This window comes from Paracoccus sanguinis, assembly GCF_012689545.1.
Taxonomy (GTDB): domain Bacteria; phylum Pseudomonadota; class Alphaproteobacteria; order Rhodobacterales; family Rhodobacteraceae; genus Paracoccus; species Paracoccus panacisoli.
Genome location: NZ_CP051542.1, coordinates 1270703 through 1291860, shown reverse-complemented (window position 1 = coordinate 1291860; position 21158 = coordinate 1270703). Strand labels below are relative to the sequence as shown.

The 21158-nt window shown below is 71.1% G+C and carries 19 protein-coding genes; 4 read left to right on the top strand and 15 right to left on the bottom strand.

Annotation, left to right across the window (positions count from 1 at the left end; all coding sequences use genetic code 11):
• Nucleotides 1–226: 226 nt before the first annotated feature.
• Nucleotides 227–1867, top strand: a complete 1641-nt coding sequence (locus HGN31_RS06200) for an alpha-D-glucose phosphate-specific phosphoglucomutase (RefSeq protein WP_168782660.1) — start codon at nt 227–229, stop codon at nt 1865–1867.
• A gap of 6 nt (nt 1868–1873) precedes the next feature.
• Here the strand turns inward: HGN31_RS06200 and HGN31_RS06195 are convergent, their stop codons facing one another.
• From HGN31_RS06195 to HGN31_RS06140, 12 genes are all read right to left on the bottom strand, one after another.
• On the bottom strand, nt 1874–2341 hold the full coding sequence (locus HGN31_RS06195) for a zinc-binding dehydrogenase (RefSeq protein ID WP_168782659.1): 468 nt from the start codon (nt 2339–2341) through the stop codon (nt 1874–1876).
• On the bottom strand, nt 2323–3822 hold the full coding sequence (gene tnpC, locus HGN31_RS06190; RefSeq protein ID WP_168782658.1) for an IS66 family transposase: 1500 nt from the start codon (nt 3820–3822) through the stop codon (nt 2323–2325). Before tnpC ends, HGN31_RS06195 begins: the two co-directional genes overlap by 19 nt.
• Before the next feature lie 58 nt (nt 3823–3880).
• Complete coding sequence (gene tnpB / locus HGN31_RS06185) at nt 3881–4228, bottom strand: IS66 family insertion sequence element accessory protein TnpB (protein WP_036705738.1); 348 nt, start codon at nt 4226–4228, stop codon at nt 3881–3883.
• Nucleotides 4225–4620, bottom strand: a complete 396-nt coding sequence (tnpA, locus tag HGN31_RS06180) for an IS66-like element accessory protein TnpA (RefSeq protein ID WP_036712921.1) — start codon at nt 4618–4620, stop codon at nt 4225–4227. The genes tnpB and tnpA overlap by 4 nt, the downstream gene beginning before the upstream one ends.
• 44 nt (nt 4621–4664) lie before the next feature.
• Nucleotides 4665–5261: an alcohol dehydrogenase catalytic domain-containing protein gene (locus tag HGN31_RS06175; protein ID WP_168782657.1), complete on the bottom strand. Its 597-nt coding sequence runs from the start codon at nt 5259–5261 to the stop codon at nt 4665–4667.
• On the bottom strand, nt 5258–6481 hold the full coding sequence (gene uxuA / locus HGN31_RS06170) for a mannonate dehydratase (RefSeq protein WP_052176383.1): 1224 nt from the start codon (nt 6479–6481) through the stop codon (nt 5258–5260). The genes HGN31_RS06175 and uxuA overlap by 4 nt, the downstream gene beginning before the upstream one ends.
• Nucleotides 6478–7542, bottom strand: coding sequence for an L-idonate 5-dehydrogenase (locus tag HGN31_RS06165; RefSeq protein WP_036733624.1), 1065 nt, complete (start codon nt 7540–7542; stop codon nt 6478–6480). Before HGN31_RS06165 ends, uxuA begins: the two co-directional genes overlap by 4 nt.
• Nucleotides 7539–8945 carry a TRAP transporter large permease gene (locus tag HGN31_RS06160; protein WP_168782656.1) on the bottom strand — a complete coding sequence of 469 codons (1407 nt, stop codon included), beginning with the start codon at nt 8943–8945 and terminating at the stop codon, nt 7539–7541. Before HGN31_RS06160 ends, HGN31_RS06165 begins: the two co-directional genes overlap by 4 nt.
• A gap of 2 nt (nt 8946–8947) precedes the next feature.
• Nucleotides 8948–9571, bottom strand: coding sequence for a TRAP transporter small permease (locus tag HGN31_RS06155; RefSeq protein ID WP_168782655.1), 624 nt, complete (start codon nt 9569–9571; stop codon nt 8948–8950).
• An 87-nt stretch (nt 9572–9658) separates the two neighbouring features.
• Entirely contained in the window at nt 9659–10645 is a 987-nt protein-coding gene (locus HGN31_RS06150) for a sialic acid TRAP transporter substrate-binding protein SiaP (RefSeq protein ID WP_036734964.1), read from the bottom strand.
• 32 nt (nt 10646–10677) lie between these two features.
• Nucleotides 10678–11451, bottom strand: coding sequence for a FadR/GntR family transcriptional regulator (locus HGN31_RS06145; protein WP_168782654.1), 774 nt, complete (start codon nt 11449–11451; stop codon nt 10678–10680).
• Between the two features lie 158 nt (nt 11452–11609).
• Nucleotides 11610–12671 (bottom strand): Ldh family oxidoreductase, encoded by a 1062-nt coding sequence (locus HGN31_RS06140; RefSeq protein ID WP_168782653.1) that lies wholly within the window; start codon nt 12669–12671, stop codon nt 11610–11612.
• Nucleotides 12672–12840: 169 nt separating this feature from the next.
• Between HGN31_RS06140 and HGN31_RS06135 the strand changes: the two genes are divergently transcribed.
• From HGN31_RS06135 to HGN31_RS06125, 3 genes are read left to right on the top strand one after another with little or no spacing between them, the layout of a single operon-like run.
• Nucleotides 12841–14055 (top strand): NAD-dependent epimerase/dehydratase family protein, encoded by a 1215-nt coding sequence (locus HGN31_RS06135; protein WP_036703662.1) that lies wholly within the window; start codon nt 12841–12843, stop codon nt 14053–14055.
• Between the two features lie 3 nt (nt 14056–14058).
• Nucleotides 14059–14907 (top strand): glycosyltransferase, encoded by an 849-nt coding sequence (locus HGN31_RS06130; RefSeq protein ID WP_168783838.1) that lies wholly within the window; start codon nt 14059–14061, stop codon nt 14905–14907.
• On the top strand, nt 14904–15728 hold the full coding sequence (locus HGN31_RS06125) for an NAD-dependent epimerase/dehydratase family protein (protein WP_168782652.1): 825 nt from the start codon (nt 14904–14906) through the stop codon (nt 15726–15728). Before HGN31_RS06130 ends, HGN31_RS06125 begins: the two co-directional genes overlap by 4 nt.
• Here HGN31_RS06125 and HGN31_RS06120 read toward each other — a convergent pair.
• The 3 genes from HGN31_RS06120 to HGN31_RS06110 are packed head-to-tail and all read right to left on the bottom strand — an operon-like array spanning nt 15725 to nt 21122.
• Complete coding sequence (locus HGN31_RS06120; RefSeq protein ID WP_168782651.1) at nt 15725–18820, bottom strand: efflux RND transporter permease subunit; 3096 nt, start codon at nt 18818–18820, stop codon at nt 15725–15727. The two genes, HGN31_RS06125 and HGN31_RS06120, sit on opposite strands and share 4 nt — an antisense overlap.
• On the bottom strand, nt 18817–20013 hold the full coding sequence (locus HGN31_RS06115; protein ID WP_168782650.1) for an efflux RND transporter periplasmic adaptor subunit: 1197 nt from the start codon (nt 20011–20013) through the stop codon (nt 18817–18819). Before HGN31_RS06115 ends, HGN31_RS06120 begins: the two co-directional genes overlap by 4 nt.
• Nucleotides 20010–21122 carry an efflux RND transporter periplasmic adaptor subunit gene (locus HGN31_RS06110; RefSeq protein ID WP_074826556.1) on the bottom strand — a complete coding sequence of 371 codons (1113 nt, stop codon included), beginning with the start codon at nt 21120–21122 and terminating at the stop codon, nt 20010–20012. The genes HGN31_RS06115 and HGN31_RS06110 overlap by 4 nt, the downstream gene beginning before the upstream one ends.
• Nucleotides 21123–21158 lie beyond the last annotated feature (36 nt).

Below are 21158 nucleotides of genomic sequence, written 5' to 3'. Positions count from 1 at the left end.
CCTGTGCCGGTGCTGCGGAAAGCACAAGCCCGCACCGGGACCGGGCGGGCGTTCCGCTGGGTTCCGGGGCCGGGCGGCGGCGGCCCGTGCCGGGTGGCTGGGCAAACTGTCGCACCCGCCGTCGCCTTCCGCCTCAACCCGCCCGCAGGCCCGCGCGGCCGCCCCTGTCGCGCCCCGCCCGACTGCGCTATGGCGACCCCGACATGACCGACAGGAGCTGCCCGCCATGACCGCCCCCTCTGCCCGGACCGTGCCCACCCGTCCCATCGCGGGGCAGAAGCCCGGCACCTCGGGCCTGCGCAAGAAGACGCGCGAGTTCATGCAGCCCGGCTATCTCGAGAACTTCACCCAGTCGCTGTTCGACTCGCTCGGCGGGGTGGCGGGGCTGACGCTGGTCCTGGGCGGCGACGGCCGCTTCGGTAACGCCGCGGCCGTGCAGACCATCCTGCGGATGGCGGCGGCCAATGGCGTCGCGCGGATGATCGTCGGGCAGGGCGGGCTGCTCTCGACCCCCGCGGCCTCGCATCTGATCCGCCTCAACGGCGCGGACGGCGGGATCATCCTGTCCGCAAGCCACAACCCCGGCGGCCCGGACGAGGACTTCGGGATGAAGTTCAACGGCCCGAACGGCGGCCCCGCGCCCGAGTCGGTCACCGACGCGATTTTCGCCCGCACCGCGACCATCGACGCCTATCACACGCTCGACACCCCCGACCTCGATCTGGGCGCGGTGGGCGAGGCGCGGCTGGGCGAGATGGTGGTCGAGATCGTCGATCCCGTCGCCGACTACGCCGCGCTGATGGAGCGGCTGTTCGACTTTCCCGCCATCCGCGCGCTCTTCGCGGGCGGCTTCACCATGCGCTTCGACGCGATGCACGCTGTCACCGGCCCCTACGCGACCGAGATCCTCGAGCGCCGGCTGGGCGCGGCCCCGGGCACCGTGGTCAACGCCGTCCCGCAGCCCGATTTCGGCGGCGGCCACCCGGACCCGAACCCGGTCTGGGCCCGGGATCTGGTCGAGCTGATGCTCGGCGCCGACGCCCCCGATTTCGCCGCCGCCTCGGACGGGGACGGGGACCGCAACATGATCCTCGGCCGCGGGGTCTATGTCACGCCGTCGGACAGCCTTGCCGTGCTGGCCGCCAACGCGACCGCCGCCCCGGCCTGCGCCGGCGGGCTCAAGGGCATCGCCCGGTCGATGCCGACCAGCCGCGCCGCCGACCGGGTGGCCGAGGCGCTGGGGATCGCGCTCTACGAGACGCCGACCGGGTGGAAGTTCTTCGGCAACCTGCTCGACGCGGGCCGGGTGACGATCTGCGGCGAGGAGAGCGCGGGCACCGGCTCGGACCACGTGCGCGAGAAGGACGGGCTTTGGGCGGTGCTCTTGTGGCTGAACATCCTCGCCGCGCGGCAGCAGCCGGTCGCGGCGGTGATGGCCGACCACTGGGCGCGCTACGGGCGCGACTACTACAGCCGCCACGACTACGAGGGCGTGGACGCCGCCCGCGCGAGCGCGCTGATCGAGCGGTTGCGCGGGATGGTGACCGCGCTGCCCGGGCAGTCCTTCGCCGGGCTCACGGTGACCGAGGCGGATGATTTCGCCTATGCCGACCCGGTGGACGGCTCGACCTCGGCCCGGCAGGGCATCCGGGTGCTCTTCGCGGACGGCAGCCGGGCGGTGTTCCGCCTGTCCGGCACCGGCACCGAGGGCGCCACCCTGCGCGTCTACCTCGAGCGGCACGAGGGCCCGTGCGGCCGCCACGACCTCGACCCCGCCGAGGCGCTCGCCCCCGTGATCGCCGCCGCCGAGGCACTGGCGCTGATCCGCGAACACACCGGCCGCGACGCGCCCGACGTGACGACCTGAGGGGGCTCAGAGGTCGAGGATCGCCTTGATCACCCCCGCCTCGGGGCGTGACCAGGCCTGAAACAACCCCACCGCGTCGTCGAGCGGCCCGCGGTGGGTGTTCAGCGCCGCCGTCGGGATGCGGCCTGCCCGCATCTGCCGCCCCACCTCGGCGAAATCCTCGGGCAGGGCGTTGCGGCTGGCCAGAAGCGTTGCCTCGCGCTTGTGGAACTCGGGGTCGGAAAAGCTGATCCGGTCGCGCACCACCGACAGCAGGACATAGCGTCCCCCGTGGGCGAGAAAGCCGAACCCCCGCTCGATGGGCGGAGCGGCGCCGGTTGCGTCCACCACCACGTCGAACCCGTCGCCGCCGGTCAGCCCGGCCAGCGCCGCCTCGGCCCCGGGGCTCGCAGCGTCCACCGTCGCCGATGCGCCGAGCGTGTCGGCGGCAAAGGCGTAAGCGTCCGGCCTGACCGCTACCCGTTCCATCGCCATGGGAGCAGATCGTCGACCTTTGTGATCTTGTAGTCGGGGATGCGGGCCAGGGTATCAGCGAGCCAGGCGAGTGGATCGACGGCGTTGAGCTTGGCTGTCCCGATGAGGGTGTAGGCGATGGCGGCGGTCTTTCCGCCTGCTTCCGAGCCGACGAAGAGGTAGTTCTTGCGGCCGAGGGCAACGGCGCGCATGCCGCGTTCGGCGGCGTTGTTGTCGAGTTCGAGAATGCCGTGGTCGAGGTAGGGGCGCAGACGCTGCATGCGGGTCAGGGCGTAGCGGATGGCGGCGGCTAGCGGGGATTTGCCTGAGATCGTGGTGAGTTGCATCGCCAGCCACGCCTCCAGCTCGTCGAAGACGGGGGCGGCATGGGCCTGTCGCAGTTCGGCACGGCGATCAGGCGGAGCGCCACGGGCCTCCTTCTCCACGGCATAGAGCCGGGCGATCCGAGTTATGGCCTCTTGGGCTATCGGAGAGCCCTGGGATCGGTGGATGTCGACGAACTTGCGCCGGACATGGGCCATGCAGGCGACCTCGCGGATGGCGCCTGAGCGGTAGAGGTCTTCAAACCCGGCATAGCCGTCGGCGTGCATCCAGCCGCGATAGCGGGCGAGGTGATCCTTGGGGTGCTGGCCTTTGCGGTCGCCCGAGAAGCGATACCAGGCAGCGGGCGGCGCGGAGCCGCCCCAAGGGCGTTCGTCACGGGCATAAGTCCAGAGCCGGGCGGTGCGGGTCTTGCCGGTGCCCGGGGCGAGCATGCTGACCGGCGTGTCGTCGGCGAAGATCGCCTCGGCCGACAGGACATGGCGACCGATGGCGTCAGCGAGGGGTTCAAGCAAGGCAGTGGATTTGCCGACCCAGTCGGCCAGCGTCGAGCGATCCAGATCGAGCCCCTCACGATCGAAGATCTGGCTCTGGCGATAGAGCGGCAAGTGATCTGCATACTTGCTGACCAGCACATGGGCCAGCAGACCCGGCCCCGGGCGGCCACGCTCGATGGGGCGAGAGGGCAGCGGGGCCTGGACGAACCGTTCGCAGCAGGTGCAGGTCAGGCGCGGCCGGACGATCCGGTTCACGATAAACCGGCTGGGAACATACTCCAACTCCTCGGTGACATCCTCCCCGATCCGGCGCAGACGGCCTCCGCAATCGGCGCAAGCCTCGGCACCGGGGCCGAGTTCGACCTCCATCCGTGGGATATGATCCGGGATCGGGCGGCGCTTGGGTTTGTCCTTCTCCTCGATGTCCGGCAGTCGCATCCGGGCGGTCATCGCGGCAGCAGCGATCTCGCTGCTCTCCAGCGCCAGTTGAAGCTGTTCTGCCGTCTCCGACGATGCCCCGAACCGGTGGGCGCGGTGCCCTGCCAACTGGTGCCGCAGCTTCTCGATCAGGATCGCCTGGGCCTTCACCTCGGCCAAGAGCCGCGCGGTGAAGCTGCGCAGCTCCTCTGGGTCTTCCGGCAGGGCCAGGGTCTGATCGAGCATGCGGGAAGTTTATCCCACGGGATTCCTTGTGGGAATCATTGATTACAGGTCCTGTGGACTATCCCGCCGCCAGAGGCCGCCACGTCCGTTCCGGGGCCCGCCAGTCGATGCCCTCCAGCAGCATCGACAACTGCGCAGGCGACAAAGCCACCTTGCCCTCCTTGGCCGAGGGCCAGACGAAGCGGCCCTTCTCCAGCCGCTTCATGAACATGCAGGCCCCTTGGCCGTCCCACCAGATGACCTTGACCAGATCACCCCGGCGGCCCCGGAAGACAAAAAGATGCCCGCCGAATGGGTTCTGCTTCAGCACAGCCTCGGCCTGCGCCGCCAAGGCTGCAAAGCCCTTGCGCATGTCCGTCACCCCGGCGGCCAACCAGACCCGCGTGTTCGCCGGAACCGGGATCATACCGTGAGCCCCCGGATCAGCCGCGCGAGCGCCCCAGGATCGTAGTTGCCACTGATGCGCATCCGATGCCCGCCCGCGAGCTCGATCTCGATGCAACTGTCGGCGGCAGGTCCTGCCGGGGCAGACCTGGGCTCCGCGACAATCTCTACCGGCAGAAAGCGCGCCTGTTCTGGCAGGGGCGGAGCCGAGGCGGGGTCCGGCGCATAACGGGGATCGCGCAGCCACTTGAAGATCAGGTTCGCGTTTACCGCGTAGCGCCGGGCAACCTGGGCCACGGAAACACCCGGCGCAGCCGTCTGGAAGCAGATCGACCGCTTCTCCTCGTCCGTCCAGAGCCGCTTCGTCCGACGCGCCACGACATCACCATAGTGTCCACTATCGATGGTGGACACTATCCGCCCCTCTCACCCCGCGGCAGGGCGGCCAGGACGGACGCTTACGCAAAGGCCAGCCGGTCGGCGCGGGTGTCCATCACCGTGACCTCGGCCCCGCGGGCGCGGGCAAAGAGCACCGCGGCAATCCCGATCGGCCCGGCGCCGGTGACGAGCACCCGGTCCCCAGCCGTCACCGCGCCGCGCCGGATGCCATGGGCCCCGATGGCGAGGAACTCGATCATCGCGGCGTCGATCAGCGGGATGTCCCCGGTCGGGACGACATTTGCGGCCGGCACCGCGACCAGATCGGCCATCCCGCCGTCGGTGTGCACCCCCAGCACCGCGATGGCCATGCAGGCGTTGCTTAGGCCCCGGCGACAGGCCGCGCATCGCCCGCAGGCGAGATAGGGGACGACATAGACGGAATCGCCCGGCGCAAGGCCACTGCCGGGCGGGGCGGTCTCGACCATGCCCGACAGCTCGTGCCCCATGACCCGCGGATACTCGAGGAACGGGTGCTTGCCCGCGAAGATGTGGAAATCGGTTCCACAGATGCCGACGTGGCGGATGCGGACCAGCACCTCGCCCGGCCCCGCGACCGGATCGGGGCGGGTGGCCAAGCGCAACTGCCCCGGTGCGCCGCAGACGAGCGCCCTCATGCCGCCCCCTCGGCCGGGACGGCACCCGCGCGGCGCAGCGCCGGGTGGGTCAGGGCCCGCTCGACCCCGCGCAGCTCGGCGAGGCCCTTGAGGCGGCCGATGGCCGGATAGCCCGGCTGCGCGCCGCGGGTCAGGTCGTCGAGGATCTCTTGCCCGTGGTCGGGGCGCATGGGGATCCGGGCATCGGCACGGCCCTCGGCGCGGCGGCGCGCCTCTTCGTCCAGCAGCGCGGCGATCACGGCGACCATGTCGGTACCACCCTCGAGATGCTCGTCCTCGAAAAAGGAACAGGGCGTCGCCTCGGCCTCGCGCGTGACGTTGCGCAGGTGGACGAAATGGATGTGCGGCCCGAGCCGCGCCGCCATCCCCGGCAGGTCGTTGTCCGGGCGGGCCCCGAGCGAGCCGGTGCAGAACGTCACCCCGTTCGCGGCCGAGGGCACCGCGTCAAGCATCGCGCGGTAGTCGCCCTCGGTCGAGAGGATGCGGGGCAGGCCCAGCAGGGGCCACGGCGGATCGTCGGGGTGGGCGCAGAGGTTGACGCCCAGGTTCTCGGCCACAGGCACCACCTCGGCCAGGAAGTCGACGAGGTGACCGTGCAGCCGGTCGGCGCCGATGCCGTCATAGGCGGCCAGTCGCTCGCGCAGCTCGTCCAGCGTATAGCCGTCCGCCGACCCGGGCAGCCCCGCGCCGATGTTGCGCCCGAGCTCGGCGATCCGCGCCGCCGAAAAGCCCGCGTGGCGGCGCCCGGCCTCCTCGACCAGCGCCGGGGGATAGTCCTCGGCGGCGCCCGGTCGGCGCAGGATATGCAGGTCGAACGCCGCAAAGTCGGGCAGATCGAAGCGCATCGCCCGGGCACCGGCTCGCGTTTCCCGGCGCAGGTCGGTGCGGGTCCAGTCGAGCACCGGCATGAAGTTGTAGCAGACCGTGCGGATGCCGCTTGCGGCCAGCCGGCGCAGGGTCTCGGACCAGGCGGCGACGTGCCCGCGCCATGGTCCGCTCTGGGTCTTGATTGCCTCGCTCACGGGGATGCTTTCGACCACGTCCCAGACGAGGCCCGCGGCGCGGATCTCGGCGTGGCGGCGGGCAATCTCGTCCTCGGGCCAGACGGTGCCGGTGGGGATGTGGTGCAGCGCACTGACGATCCCGACTGCCCCCGCCTGCGCCGCGTCGCTCAGGCTCACGCGGTCGACCGGACCGAACCAGCGCCAGGTCGGCCTCATGTCTCGGCCCCGAAGGTCAGATGCACCTTGCAGGCCGTCGTGCGGTCCGAGGCGAGGCGGAACGCCTCGTCCGCGCGGGCCAGCGGCAGGGCGTGGCTGATGATCGGCCGCACGTCGATCTCGCGCCGCCCGATCAGCCCCGCGGCCACGGCGAATTCGTCGTGGAAGCGCTGCGAGCCGCGCCACGTGATCTCCTTGCCGACGAGGGTGTTGAGCGGGATGGTCATGTCGCCGGTCACGCCGACCTGGATCAGCACGCCGCGCGGGCGCAGGACGGCAAGGGCATCGCGCAGCGCCGGTCCCGCGGCCGAGCATTCGAACGCCAGATCGACCTGCCCCTTGCCCTCGGACAGCGGCGCGAGCGCGCCGTGGTCCGATCCGACGTTGATCGTCTGCCCGGCGCCCATCTCGCGCGCCCGCGCCAGCCCGGCGTCGCTCAGGTCCGTGACGATCACCCCCTCGGCCCCGGCGTGGCGGGCGGCGGCGAGGACGAGCAGCCCGATCGGACCGGCGCCGGTGATCATCACCCTGAGCCCGGCCAGATCGCCGACGAGGTCCCGCGCCTGCCCGACCGCGTGCAGGCAGACCGCCAGCGGCTCGGTGCAGGCCGCCTCGGCGGCGCTCACGCCTTCGGGGAAGGCATGGACCTGCGAGGCGGCAACCACGAGCCGGTCGCGGAACATTCCCTGGGCATGGGGCAGGCGCATGGCGCTGCCCATGAACTGCATCTCGAGGCAGTGGATCGGCAGCCCCGTGCGGCAGTATTCGCAGGCGCCGCAGGGCTGCGAGGGGTTGACCGCGACCAGGGTGCCGGGGGCGGGGCCACCGACCCCCGCGCCGAGCGCCAGCACCCGGCCCGACGCCTCGTGGCCCGAGATGATCGGCTCGCGCACCCGGACCGGGCCGAAGCCGCCGTCGTGGTAGTAGTGCAGGTCCGAGCCGCAGATGCCCCCGGCCTCCATCGCCAGCAGCACCTCGCCCGGTCCGGGGGCGGCGACGGGCGCGGTCTCGACCCGCAGGTCGTGGGGGGCGTAAAGCCGCGCAACGCGGGTCGTGGTCATCGGATCAGCCCCAGTTGGGTCGGCAGCCACAGCGTCAGCGCCGGAATGAAGGTGATGAGGGTCAGCGCCGCGAACAGCGGGATCATCCACGGCAGGATGGCCAGCGCGGTCCGCTCGACCGACAGCTTCGAGATGCGCGACAGGACGAACAGCACCATGCCTACCGGCGGGGTCAGCAGCCCGATCATCAGGTTCAGCGTCAGCACCACGCCCAGGTGCACCGGGTCGATGCCGTAGCGCGCGGCGACCGGCATCAGGATCGGCACGAGGATCGAGATCGCGGCAATGGTGTCGAGGAACGCCCCCACGACCAGCAGCAGGATGTTGACGACGATGAGGAACGTCCACCAGTTCTCGGTCAGCGCGAACATGGCGTCCGAGAACAGCTGCGCTGCCTGGCTGACGGTGAGCAGCCAGGCAAAGATCGACGCCGCGGTGACGATGAAGAGGACCGAGGCGGTGGTCTCGATGGTGTCAAACGAGGCCTTGGCCAGCGTGCGGAAGGTCATCGAGCGGTAGCGCACGAGCCCGAGGAACAGCGACCAGAGGACGGCGGCCACGGCGGCCTCGGTGGGTGTGAACCAACCCATCGTCATGCCGCCGATCAGCAGCACCGGCGCCATCAGCGCCATCACCGCGTGCCAGTCGAAATACCAGTCGAGCGCGATCAGCGCCGCCAGCGCCACGATCACGGCCACGTTGACCGAGACCCCCGCAAGGATCAGCAGCCACACCGCGAGCGGGAAGCACATGACTACCAGCACCTCGATGCCCGCACGCGCGAGTTCGCCCAGGTCGAAGGGCGTGTCCGACCCCCAGCCGTAGCGGCGGGCGAAGAACCAGACGGTCAGCATCATCAGCCCTGTCATCACCAGCCCGGGCAGGATCCCCGCCATGAACAGCGCACCGATCGAGGCGTTCGCCATCATGCCGTAGATCACGAAGGGCAGGGACGGCGGAAAGATCGGCCCCAGCGTGGCCGAGGCGGCGGTGACCCCCACGGCGGCCTCGGTGGGATAGCCGTGGTCCTTCATCGCCTTGATCTCGATGGTGCCGATCCCGGCCGCGTCGGCCAGCGCCGTGCCCGACATCCCCGAGAAGATGACCGAGCCGATGATGTTGACCTGCGCCAGCCCGCCCTTCATCCAGCCGACGAGGGACAGGGCGAAGTGATAGATGCGCCCGGTCACGCCCGCGATGTTCATCAGGTTTCCGGCCAGGATGAAGAAGGGCACCGCGATCAGCGGGAAACTCTCGACGCCCGCGATCATGCGCTGGGCGGCGACGATGTCGGGGGCGACGCCCGTGACGAGGATGTAGGTCAGCGAGGCGACCGCCATCGCCACCGCGACAGGGGCGCCGACGATCATCAGCAGCAGGAACGAACCGATCAGCAGCAGCATGGTCAGACTCCGGTCGGGCCGAGGTCGTCAGCGGCCTCGCGCACGCTGCGCCCGGCGCGCAGGTCGTGGACGAAGCGCTGGACCGCGCGCAGGAACATCAGCACGAAGGCGGCGAAGACGGTGTAGAAGACGATCCCACGCGGCAGCTTGACGGTCACCATGCGCTCGGACCCGACGATGGCGATGTAGCGCCACATGAGCCAGCTCATGTAGGCGTAGAAGGCGATCGAGAGCACGTCGACCGCGATCTCGAGCACCCGGCGCGTCCGCGGCGACACGTAGCGGTAGAGCAGGTCCACGGCGATGTGCCGGCCCAGCCGCACGCACATGACCGAGCCCAGGAACACGATCACCACGAGGCAGTTGGCGGCGATCTCCTCAGTCCAGGCGAGGCTGTTGTTCAGCGCGTAGCGAGTGAAGAACTGCAGGAAGACGCACAGCCCCATCAGCCAGAACAGCGCCATGGTGACCCAGTCCTCGACGGCATAGATCGACAGGTCGACGGCATGGGCGTCGTCGTCCTCGAACGCATGGGCCATCTCCTCGACGCTGATCGGCGCGTGGGGGGCGGCGTGCAGGTCGGTGGGGACGTGGCGATGGGCGGGGTCGTGCGGCGCGTGGGGCATCGGGCCGGTCCTCGGGTTGCACTCGGGCGGGGAAGGCGGCGGCGGCGCGGGGGCGGGCGGGATCGCACCGCCCCCTGGCCCTTGGGGTCACTGGACGGCGCGGATCGCCTCCCAGTCGGCCTGCTCGTAGCCGAACTCGGCGAACGGCACCTTCTCGAGCACCGTCTTCTCGAAGTCGGCCTTGTCCACCTCGGTCACGTTCAGCCCGCGGCCGCGGAAATCCTCGACCAGCTTGCCCTCGCGCTCTTCGACGATCTTGGTCGCCCGCTCGGCGGCCTCCATCATCACCTCGGTGAACACCTGCTTGTCGGCGTCCGAGAGGCTGGTCCACAGCGTCTTGCTGACCACCGTGTTCAGGTGGTCCACGATGTGGCCGGTCAGCGCGATGTTCTTCTGCACCTCGTAGAACTTCTTGGCGTCGATGGTGGTGAGCGGGTTCTCCTGCGCCTCGACCGTGCCGTTCTGGAGTGCGAGATAGACCTCGGCAAAGGCGATGGGCGTGGTATTGGCGCCGCAGGCGCGTGGCATCGCCAGATAGGCGGGCACGTCGGGGACGCGGATCTTCAGCCCGGCCATGTCGGCGCATTTGGCGATGACGCGGTCCGACGTGGTGGTGTGGCGGGTGCCGTAATAGGTCGTGGCGGCGATGTGGTTGCCGGTCGCCTCTTCATAGCCGCCCGTCAGCGTCTTGTAGATGTCGCTCTTGGTGTAGGCGAGCAGGTGGTCGGGGCTGCGGAAGATGTAGGGGTAGTAGGTCACCCCGATGCGGGGGAACTCGCGGGCCTGAAAGCTCGACCCCGAGATGATGATGTCCACGGTCCCGAGCTTGAGCCCCTGGTTCAGGTCGGCCTCCTTGCCGAGCTGCGAGGCGGGGAACACCTCGATCTTGTAGCGCCCGTCGGTGCGCTTGCCGATCTCTTCGGCTGCCCACACGGATTCGGTGTGGAACGGTTCGGACGTCTCGTAGACATGGCCCCATTTGAGCGTCGTCTGGGCGTGGGCGAGGGTGGTGCCGGCCAGAAGCATGGCGCCGGTCAGCAGGGGGGCCATCAGGGCCTTGAGGGTCGTCTTCATGCGGTTCCTCCCAGTTGGCATGAGTGTCGTGGTCAGGTGGCGGTGGTGTCGGCGTCCTCTCGGGCGGTGGGCCCGGCGACGGGCTGCGACGCGGGGCGAGCCTCGGCGAAGGTCTGGATGAAGCGCTGTTGCGACCGCTCGAGGTGCCGGCGCATCGCGGCGCGGGCCGCGTCGGGGTCGCCCGCGGCGATGGCATCGCGGATGGCCCGATGCTCGGCCAGGGCCACGCGCCAGGTGCCGGGGCCCTCGAAATGCCCGGCGAGCCGGTCGAACAGCGGCGTCAGCCGCTTGTCGAAGACGTCGCTGGTCAGGTTGACGAGCACCGGGTTGCCGGTCGCGCCGGCGATGGCGCGGTGAAAGGCCGCGTCGAGGCGGATCGCCGCCGGGCGGTCGGTCGTCGCCGCCTCCATCCGCGACAGGATCGCGTCGAGCGCGGCGACGAGTTCCGGCGTGGTGCGCCGCGCGGCTTCGTCCGCGACCGCGCTTTCGATGATCGCCCGCGCCTCGAGGATCTCGAACGGCCCGTCGTCGTCGCTGCGCAGCGCGATGGCGCCCGCGCGCCAGGTCCCGGCCGCGGGGGCGGCGGCGAGATATACGCCCGACCCCATGCGGATGTCGATCCGCCCCTCGACCTCGAGCGCGATCAGCGCCTCGCGCAGCGACGGGCGCGAGACGCCCAGCCGTTCGGCCAGATCACGCTCGCCCGGCAGCCGGTCGCCGGGCGCAAGCCGGTGGGCCTCGACCAGGGCCAGGATCAGGTCGGCGGTCTGGCGCCAGGCGCGATGGCTGCGCGTGTCGGTGGGCATCGGGCGTCCTCCCCAGGGCTCCGATCGGATCGGGTCGGACGGCGCTGCCCGGCTACCTTCTCGCAACGACGGGCGGTCAACTGGTCAGACCACTTCCGTCACATGGCGGTCGAATCATCCCCACGTCAAGAAAAATCTGGTATACCGTTTTGCCGATGTCAGGCGGGCGGGTCGATCCCGAGGTCCCTCGCGATCTCGGCGAACGCCGCCGCGGTCGCCGGGTCGAGCGTCACGCCCGCAATCCGCCGCTCGGCCGCCACCGCCCATTCACGGTCGCCCGGGGCCATCACTCGCCCGCCCGTGCGCGCCGCCGATCCGCGAAGGCGGTCGAGATAGCGCGCCATGCCGGCGTCGAACTGCGCGCGGTCCAGGAACGCCTCGGGGTTCAGCGCCAGCAGAAAGGCCCCGAGGCGCCGCGGTGTGGCGAAATCGGGCCCCTCCATCAGCGGGATGTCGAAGCTGAGCTGCATCCCCGTCAGCACTGCCGCGAGAATCTCGGCCACCCCGGCCAGCCCCGCACCCTTGAACCCGAACGCGGCCCCCAGCGGGGCCAGCATCTCGGCCGCCTCGGCGTCGCGTGTGTCCGCGCCCCCGGCGTCCGAGGCGACCTGTTCGGGCAGCGCCGTCCCGAGGCTGCGGTAGAGCAGCACCCGGTTATAGGGGATCGCGCTCGTCGCCATGTCGAGCAGCCACGGGTCCGACCCGGCCACCGGCACACCCACGGCGATGGGGTTGGTGCCGTGGAACCGCTCGGCGCCGTCGTGCAACCGCACGAAGCTGTCCGAGTTGCAGAGCGCCAGCCCGATGTACCCCCTCTCGGCCGCCGCCATCGCATAGGCCCCGGCCGCGCCGAAATGCGACGTGTTGCGCACCGCGACCGCCCCCACCCCGAAGTCGGCGGCGAGGTCACAGGCGCGCTCCATCCCACGGTAGGCGCCGAGCGCGCCCTGCGCGTGATCCGCGTCGAGCACCTCGACCGCGCCCAGCCCGCCCGCGCGGGTCAGCCGCGGCGCCTTGTTCAGCCGCCCGCCCTCGAGCGCCTTGAGGTAGTGCGGCAGAAGTCGGACCCCGTGGCTGTCCACCCCCAGCGTGGTGGCGTGCAGCATGGCGCGGGTCGCGGCCTCACCCGTCGGCTCATCGGCACCGATGGCGGCGAACGCGGCGTGGCAGAACCGCTCGAGCGCGGCGAGGGGAATGGTGGAAGCTGGGGGTGCGGTCATGGCTCTCTCTCCGGGGGGTCGGAGCAGCATCGGCTGCACGCCGCCGGGTGGCAACCGGCGCGCCCTTGCCGCGTTGTCGTGAAACCGTCACGCTGTCGCCATAAGTGGGGCGGCAGCGCGCACCCGGCCTGGGGCCGCCCTGCGCACCCGATGAAGAAGGATGACCTCAATGCGGATCGCGGTTCTCGGTGGCGATGGGTTCGTGGGCTGGCCCACCTCGCTGCACCTCTCCAACCTCGGGCACGAGGTCCACATCGTCGACAACCTCAGCCGCCGCTGGATCGACACCGAACTCGGCGTGCAGTCGCTGACGCCGATGGATTCGATCCAGGAACGCTGCCGGATCTGGAAGCAGGAGAGCGGCAACACGATCCACTTCCACCTGCTGAACCTCGCCACCGAATACGAGCGGCTCAAGGCGTGGCTCGCGGATCACAAGCCCGACGCGCTGATCCATTTCGCCGAACAGCGCGCCGCGCCCTATTCGATGAAGACCGACCGCCACAAGGTCTATACCGTCGACAACAACGTCAACGCGACGCACAACGTGCTGGCGGCGCTGGTCGAAACCGGCATCGACGCGCATCTCGTGCATCTTGGGACGATGGGGGTCTATGGCTATTCCTCGGTCGGCGCGCCGATCCCCGAGGGCTATCTCGACATCGAGATCGACACGCCGACCGGCAAGAAACCCCAGCAGATCCTGTATCCGACGCGCCCCGGCTCGGTCTATCACATGACCAAGAGCCTCGATCAGATCCTGTTCCAGTTCTACGCCCAGAACGACGGGCTCAGGATCACCGACCTACATCAGGGCATCGTCTGGGGCACCCACACCGACCAGACCCGGCGCCACGAGCAGCTGATCAACCGCTTCGACTATGACGGCGACTACGGCACGGTGCTCAACCGCTTCCTGATCCAGGCGGCGATCGGCTATCCGCTGACGGTGCACGGCACCGGCGGGCAGACCCGCGCCTTCATCCACCTGCAGGACTGCGTGCGCTGCATCGAGCTGGCGCTGTCGGACGCCCCCAAGGCGGGCGAGCGGGTGCGCATCTTCAACCAGATGACCGAGACCCACCGGGTCCGCGACCTCGCGCAGCTCGTGGCGCGGCTGACCGGCGCCGAGGTGAAGTTCCTGCCCAACCCCCGCAAGGAGGCGGACGAGAACGACCTGCTGGTCAAGAACGACCAGTTCCTGTCGCTCGGCCTCAACCCGATCACCCTGCAGGAGGGGCTGCTGGCCGAGGTGGTGGACGTGGCACGCAAATACGCCCACCGCATCGACCGCACCCGGGTGCCCGCGGTCAGCGCCTGGACGCGCGACATCGCCCAGCGGGTCGACCACGACCCCGAGGGCAAGCGGCTCAAGGCGGTCTGAGTGCTGCCCGAGGGGCTCGACGCGGCGCGCGACCGGGGCGCGCGCAACGCCTATGTGACGCTCGTCACCAACGACGACTTCGCGTTGGGCGCGCGGGCGCTGCTGCGCTCGCTGCGCCTGACCGGAACGCGCGCCGATCTGTGCGTCATGCACACCGGCGGCGTGTCCGAGGCGGCGCTGGCGCCGCTCAGGGCCTTCGATCCGCGGCTGGTCCGGGTTGAGCTGCTGCCGACCTCGGACGCCTTCAACGCCGCGCACGCGCGAGACCGCATCCACGGCCTCGCGCCCTTCACCAGGGGCGAGAAGCCCGCCTTCCACACCCCGCTCGACAATTTCGCCAAGCTGCGGCTGTGGCAGCTGGACTACGAGCGGGTGGTGTTCCTCGACGCCGACACGCTGGTGCTGCAACCAATCGACCGGCTGTTCGATTACCCCGAGCTCTGCGCTGCCCCCAACGTCTACGAAGGGTTGGGGGATTTCCACCGGATGAACTCGGGCGTGTTCACCGCCCGGCCCGATCCGGCCACGTTCGAGCGGCTGATGGCGCAGCTCGACGTGCCCGGCGCGTTCTGGCGGCGCACTGACCAGACCTTCCTGCAGGCGGCCTTCCCCGACTGGCACGGGCTGCCGGTGTTCGACAACATGCTGCAATATGTGTGGTTCAACCTGCCCGCGCTGTGGTCGTGGGCGGACATCCGGGTGCTGCATTTCCAGTATGAGAAGCCGTGGCAGGACCACGCCAAGGCCGACCGGCTGGCGCCGCTGATCGACCTCTGGCGCGCCTATGCCGGCGATGGGCCGGTGCCCGACAGCCGGAGCCTGCCCAACCCCGCCGTGCCCGACCCCGCATGAAGGTCGCGCTGACGGGCGCGAGCGGCCTCGTCGGGCGCTTCCTCGCCCGCGGGCTGGCGGCGGCGGGACACGAGGTGGACCCGCTGCCCGGCTGGCGGCTCGGCCAGCCGGCCCCGCTCGAAGGCTGCGCAGCGCTGGTCCACACTGCCTTCGCCCATGTCCCGGGGAAATACCGGGGCGGCGAGGGCGACGACCCCGACCGTTTCGTGGCGCTGAACCGCGACGCCACGCTGCGGCTCTTTGCCGAGGCCAAGGCGGCGGGGGTGGGGCAGGTGGTGTTCCTCTCGTCCCGCGCCGTCCATGACGGCCGACCCGAGGGCACCCCGCTGCCCGACGGCACCCCGCCCCTGCCCGCGAGCCTCTACGGACGCGTCAAGGCCGAGGCCGAGGCCGGCCTCGCCGCCCTCGACGCCCCCGGCTTCGCCACCGCCAGCCTGCGCGCCACCGGCATCTATGGCCCCGGCGCGGGGCATAAATGGGAAGGCCTGTTCGCCGACTACCGCGCCGGCCGCCCCGTCGCCCCCCGCCGGGGCACCGAGGTGCACGGCGACGACCTCGCCGCCGCGCTGGCGCTGGTGCTCGACCGGCAGGGCCGGGGCAGCTTCCACGTCTCGGACCTGCTGGTCGACCGCCACGACCTGCTCTCCGAGGTGCAGCGCCTCACCGGCTGCCCCCACGCCCCCCCGCCGCGGGCAGAGACGCCCGTCTCGCAGATGGGCTGCGCGCGGCTCGACGCCCTGGGCTGGCGCCCGCGCGGCTGGCCCGGCCTCGTCGCGGCGCTGCCGGGGATGCTCGCCCCGCCCTCCTCGGGCTGGACCTAAATATCCCGGGGGTCCGGGGGCAGCGCCCCCGGCCCGCCTGTCTCCATTTGCGGCCGCTGCACGCCGAACACGACACAGTAAAGCGCCGGCACGAACAGCAGCGTGATCAGCGTCCCGGCGATGATCCCGCCCATCATCGCGAACGCCATCGGCCCCCAGAACACCTGCCGCGAGATCGGGATCAGCGCGAGGCTCGCCGCCGCCGCAGTCAGCAGGATCGGGCGGGCGCGGCTGTCCGAGGCCTCGAACACCGCGTCCCACTTGGACCGCCCGCGCGCGAGCAGCGCCTGGATCTCGTGCACGAGGATGATCGAGTTGCGGATCAGGATGCCGATCAGCGCGAGGATGCCGAGGATCGCCACGAACCCCATCGGCACCCGGAACGGCACCAGCGCCGCGACCACACCGATCAGCCCCAGCGGGGCGGCCGCGAAGACGATCAGCGACAGCCGGAAGCTCTGCATCTGGATCATCACCAGCGTCGCCATGATCAGCAGCATCACCGGCACCACCGCCGCGATCGGCGCCTGGCTCTGGCCCGAGCTTTCCACCGTCCCGCCGATCACGATCTGGACCGAGGGTGGCAGGGTTGCGGCATAGGCCTCGACCGCCGGCGTCAGGGCCGTGACCAGCGTCGCGGGCTGGTCCTTGGTCGCCACCGCCGCCTTGACGGTCACGGTCGGGCGGCCGTCGCGCTGCATGATCAGCGGCTGCTCGGTCTCATAGCTCAACCGCGCCAGCGCGGCGAGCGGGATGGGCGTGCCGGTCGTCGTCGCCAGTTCTAGGTTCTGGATCGAATCGAGCGACTGCCGGTCGGTCTCGGCCCCGCGCGCCACCACGTCGATCAGGAAGATCCCGTCGCGCAGCTGCGTCACCCCCTTGCCGGAATAAAGCGCCGCCAGCGCCCCCGCGATGTCGGTCGAGGAGAGGCCGAGCTGCCTGGCGCGGTCCTGATCGACCTCGACCCGCACCACGCGCGCCGGCTCGTTCCAGTCGAGCGAGATGTCGCGCAGCCGGGGCTCGGCCGCCATCACCGCGGCAAGGCCGCGGGCCGCGTCGCGTGCCTCGTTCAGGTCGTTCGAGCTGACCCGGTACTGCACCGGCTTGCCGACCGGCGGGCCGATCTCGAGGTTCTTCACATAGACATCCGTGCCGACCATCTCGGTCGCGGCCCAGGCGTTCAGCCGCGCCTTGAGCGCGTCGCGGTCCACGAGGTTCGCGGTCTGGATCACCACCTGCCCCATGAAAGGCCCCGGGGTGGGCACGTCCATCGCCAGCACGAAGCGTGGCGCCCCGCGGCCGACGTAGCTGGTCCAGAACTTCGCCTCGCGCTGTGCTTTCAGGAAGGCGTCGATCCGGGCGATCGAGGCGTCGGTGCGGGCGATCGAGGCGTTGTGGCGCTCGGTCACGTCGATGATGATCTCGGTGCGGTCCGAGGTCGGGAAGAACTGCTGCTCGACGAAGCGCATCCCCCAGACCGAGCCCACGAAGATCAGCGCCGTGGCGATCACGGTCGCCCAGCGGAACCGCATCGCGGCGCGCAGCATGACGTGGAACGCCCGCCGCAGCGGCCCGGCGCGGCCGGCGTGATGGGCCATCTTCGCCGGCAGCAGCGTCACCCCCAGAAGCGGCGCGAAGAGCACCGCGACGATCCACGACACCAGCAGCGACACGGCGATGACGACGAAGAGCGAAAAGGTGAACTCGCCCGCCGCCGAGCTGTTCAGCCCGATGGGGATGAAGCCCGCGACCGTCACCAGCGTCCCCGACAGCATCGGGAAAGCGATCGAGGTCCACGCATAGCTCGCCGCCTCGCTGCGGCTTTCGCCCAGTTCGAGCCGCGAGATCATCGTCTCGATGGCGATCATCGCGTCGTCGACCAGCAGCCCCAGCGCGATGATCAGCGCGCCGAGCGAGATGCGCTGCAGCGTGATGCCCCAGATGTCGAGGATCACGAAGGTGATCGCCAGCACCAGCGGGATGGTCAGCGTCACGACGAACCCGGCCCGGAACCCGAGGCTCACGAAGCTGACCAGCAGCACGATCCCCACCGCCTCGGCCAGCGCCTTGACGAAATGGCCGACCGCCTCGGTCACCACATGGGGCTGGTCGGCGAACTTGTGCATCTCGATGCCGATGGGCAGGTCGGCGGCGATGGTCTGCATCATCGCGTCCAGCTGGGCGCCGTAGGTCTGGATGTTCTCGCCCTGCCGCATGGCGACCTCGAGGCCGATGGCCTCCTGCCCGTTGTAGCGGAAGAGCGCCGCGGGCGGGTCGGCCGTGCCGCGGGTGACGGTCGCCACGTCGCCCACGTTGAAGAACCGGTCGCCGATCCGCAGGTTCACGGCGGCAATGGACTCGGCGGTGTCGAACTGGCCGCCGACGCGGACCAGCACCCGCTCGGGCCCCGCCTGCACGATCCCCGACTGGGCGATGGCGTTCTGCGCGGCGAGCGTCTGGACCACCTGCTCCTGCCGCAGCCCCAGCGCGGCGAGGCGGGTCGAGGAGAACTCGAGGTAGATCTGCTCCTCGCGCACGCCCAGAAGGCTGGTCTTGCCGGCGGCGGGCAGGCCCTGCACCTGCTTGCGGATCGCCTCGACCCGGTCGCGCAGCTCGCGCTGGGTGAAGCCGTCGGCGGTGAAGGCGTAGATGTTGCCGAACACGTCGCCGAAGTTGTCGTTGAACTGGAAGCCCGCGAACTCGGCCGGAAACTCGGGGCGCAGGTCGCCCATCATGTTGCGGACCCGCTGCCACGTCCGCGCGACGTCGCCGCCGCGCACGGTGTCGAGCAGCTCGACATAGACGACCGCCTGCCCGGGCATGGTGACCGAGCGGGTGAACTTGAGCTCGTCCAGTTCTTCGAGCTTGGTCTCGATCCGGTCGGTGACCTGGTCCAGCGTCTCGCCGATGGTGGCGCCGGGCATGGCGGCCGAGATCACCATGACCTTGATGGTGAAGTTGGGGTCTTCCTCGCGGCCGAGGCTGCGATACGAGATGATCCCCGCGACCATCGACACGATGAGCAGGAACCACACCAGCGAGCGGTGGTGCAGCGCCCAGTCCGAGAGGTTGAAGCTGCGGCGGCGGATCATGGCGCGACCCTCGGCCCGACGGCCTGTCCTTGGGTGAGCGAGTGGACCCCGCGCACCACGACCTCGGCCCCGGGGGTAAGGCCGCCGGTCACCTCGGTCCGGCCGCCCTCGGTCGCGCCGAGCGTCACCGGCGTCAGCGCCACGGTTCCGCCCTCGCCCTGCCGCGTCACGGTCCAGACACCCGCGCCGCCCTCCGGCCCCACGACCACGGCGGCGGCGGGGACGGTCAGCCGCAGCGCGTCGGCGCCGGCGCGCCGGGCGCGGATCAGGCTGCCGATCCTGAGCCCCGAGGTCTCGCCCACCGCCATCGGCAGGGCGAGGTGCACCCGCCGCAGCCGGGTCTGGGCGTCGGCGACCGGGGCGATGCGGCTGACGATGCCCTCGACCGGGGGGCTGGTCTGGGCGGTCGCGGCCGAGGCGGCCTGCGCCGGGTCGGCCACTTCGGCGCCCTCGGCCTCGGCGCGCCCCGCCTCGGTCGCCGGGTCGCGCCAGATGGTGAAGGGGTCGCCGGGCGCGAGGCCGCGCAGCTGCGTCTCGGTCAGGTCGATCCGCGCCTCGAGCCGGTCTTCGGATGAAAGTGTCATGATCGGGTCCCCTGCCGCGACCACCGCCCCCGGTGCCGCCTGCACATCCGAGATCACCCCGGCGATGGGCGCGGTCATCACCGCGAACCCCTCGGCATTGCGGGCGCTCTCGAGCTGGGCGCGGGTCTGGGCCACCGCGGATTGCGCGGCGGCGAGCCCCTGCTCGGCCTGCTCGAGCTGCGCGGTCGAGGCGACGTTGCGGCTGGCCAGCGCGCGGGCGCGCTCGGCGGTGTTCTCGGCGGTCGTCAGGTTCACCTCGGCGGCGGCGACGGCGGCCTCGGCCGCGCGGACGCCGCCCTCGAGATCCTCGGGCGCGAGCCGCGCCAGCAGGTCGCCCTGCGCCACCCGGTCGCCCACGTCGACGGGCCGGGCGGTCATCCGCCCGAGGGTCTGAAACGCCATGCGCACCTCGGTCACGGCCGCCACCACCCCCGGGATCGAGCGGTTGAAGGCGGCGGTATCGGCCGCGAACTCGGTCACCACCGGGCGCGGCGGGGCGGGCGGCGGCGCCTCGGCCTCGCCGCGGCCGAAAAACGGCAGCTCGAGCGCGCCCGCCGGCCCCGCGGCGGCTGCAAGCAGCGCCGCGCAGAGAACCCACGCCGCCCTCATGGCCGGGGTGTCCCGCGGCGGACCTGGCGGCCCGGATACATGAGCTGCGAGCCCTCGCCGACGACGACCTCGCCCGAGGTCACGCCGGCGCGGACCACGACCACGCCGGTCTCGTAGCGCTCGACCTCGACCGGGGCGATGGCCACGCGGTCGTCGGCGCCGATCCGCCACACGGCGGGCAAGGTGCCGCTGACGGTCAGCACCGTCCAGGGCAGCTCGATCCCCTCGCCGGCCGGCACCTCGGCGGTGCCCACCACCGCCGCGCCGAGCAGCGCGGGGTCAAGCGGGCCGTCGATCGCAACCCGCACCGCGACCGATCCGGTGGCCGGATCGACCAGCGGCGCGATCTCGCTGACCGTGCCGTTGAGGCGCCGGTCGGGGTGGTCGATGGGGCTGAGACTCACCTGCGCCCCTTTCCACGCGTCCAGCCGGGGCGAATCGGGCAGCCGGAACACCGCCTCGAGCCCGGTCAGCGCGGCGAGCGACAGGATCGGCTGCGCGGCGCCGACGACCTGCCCGGGCTCGGCGGTGCGGGCGGTGACCACGGCCTCCTCGGGCGCCTTGAGCACCGCGTCGTCCAGCGCCCGGCGCGCCTGATCGGCACGGGTGCGGGCGCTTTCAAGCTGGCCCTCGGCCGCCGACAGCGCCTGCTGGGCGGCGTCGCGGGCGGCGCGGGTGCCCACCCCCCGGCGCAGCATCTCGTCGGCGCGCTCGGCCGCCTGCCCGGCCTGGCGCGCGGCGGCCTCGGCGGCGGTGACCCCGGCCTCGGCCTGGTTCAGCGCCTGCTGCTGCTGGACCGCGTCGGTGCGCGCCAGCGGCATCCCGGCGCTGACCCGGTTCCCGGCCTCGACCAGGATCTCGGTGATCCGGCCGCCGTTCGGGAAGGACAAATCGATGCTGTCCTGCGCGCCGATGGTGCCGGTGAGCTGCACCCCGAGGGTCAGCGGCCGGGTCTCGACCGGGACGTATTCGACGGCGAGCAGCGGTCCCCCGGCGGGCGCCTGCGGCGCAGCCTCGGCGACCGGCGGGGAGGGGGCGGAGGGGGTCTCGGCCGCAAGCGGCACCCCGGCCGCGAGCAACAGCGGCAGCAGCAAAAATCCGGATCGCATGAAATGCGCCTTTCAATCTCCGCATTCCTATGCCAC

Excerpts from the sequence above, each read along its gene's own strand:
- HGN31_RS06200 (WP_168782660.1), top strand. The coding sequence starts at position 227 with ATGACCGCCCCCTCTGCCCGGACCGTGCCCACCCGTCCCATCGCGGGG.
- HGN31_RS06195 (WP_168782659.1), bottom strand. The coding sequence starts at position 2,341 with ATGGCGATGGAACGGGTAGCGGTCAGGCCGGACGCTTACGCCTTTGCC.
- tnpC (WP_168782658.1), bottom strand. The coding sequence starts at position 3,822 with ATGCTCGATCAGACCCTGGCCCTGCCGGAAGACCCAGAGGAGCTGCGC.
- tnpB (WP_036705738.1), bottom strand. The coding sequence starts at position 4,228 with ATGATCCCGGTTCCGGCGAACACGCGGGTCTGGTTGGCCGCCGGGGTG.
- HGN31_RS06175 (WP_168782657.1), bottom strand. The coding sequence starts at position 5,261 with ATGAGGGCGCTCGTCTGCGGCGCACCGGGGCAGTTGCGCTTGGCCACC.
- uxuA (WP_052176383.1), bottom strand. The coding sequence starts at position 6,481 with ATGAGGCCGACCTGGCGCTGGTTCGGTCCGGTCGACCGCGTGAGCCTG.
- HGN31_RS06165 (WP_036733624.1), bottom strand. The coding sequence starts at position 7,542 with ATGACCACGACCCGCGTTGCGCGGCTTTACGCCCCCCACGACCTGCGG.
- HGN31_RS06160 (WP_168782656.1), bottom strand. The coding sequence starts at position 8,945 with ATGCTGCTGCTGATCGGTTCGTTCCTGCTGCTGATGATCGTCGGCGCC.
- HGN31_RS06155 (WP_168782655.1), bottom strand. The coding sequence starts at position 9,571 with ATGCCCCACGCGCCGCACGACCCCGCCCATCGCCACGTCCCCACCGAC.
- HGN31_RS06150 (WP_036734964.1), bottom strand. The coding sequence starts at position 10,645 with ATGAAGACGACCCTCAAGGCCCTGATGGCCCCCCTGCTGACCGGCGCC.
- HGN31_RS06145 (WP_168782654.1), bottom strand. The coding sequence starts at position 11,451 with ATGCCCACCGACACGCGCAGCCATCGCGCCTGGCGCCAGACCGCCGAC.
- HGN31_RS06140 (WP_168782653.1), bottom strand. The coding sequence starts at position 12,671 with ATGACCGCACCCCCAGCTTCCACCATTCCCCTCGCCGCGCTCGAGCGG.
- HGN31_RS06135 (WP_036703662.1), top strand. The coding sequence starts at position 12,841 with ATGCGGATCGCGGTTCTCGGTGGCGATGGGTTCGTGGGCTGGCCCACC.
- HGN31_RS06125 (WP_168782652.1), top strand. The coding sequence starts at position 14,904 with ATGAAGGTCGCGCTGACGGGCGCGAGCGGCCTCGTCGGGCGCTTCCTC.
- HGN31_RS06120 (WP_168782651.1), bottom strand. The coding sequence starts at position 18,820 with ATGATCCGCCGCCGCAGCTTCAACCTCTCGGACTGGGCGCTGCACCAC.
- HGN31_RS06115 (WP_168782650.1), bottom strand. The coding sequence starts at position 20,013 with ATGAGGGCGGCGTGGGTTCTCTGCGCGGCGCTGCTTGCAGCCGCCGCG.
- HGN31_RS06110 (WP_074826556.1), bottom strand. The coding sequence starts at position 21,122 with ATGCGATCCGGATTTTTGCTGCTGCCGCTGTTGCTCGCGGCCGGGGTG.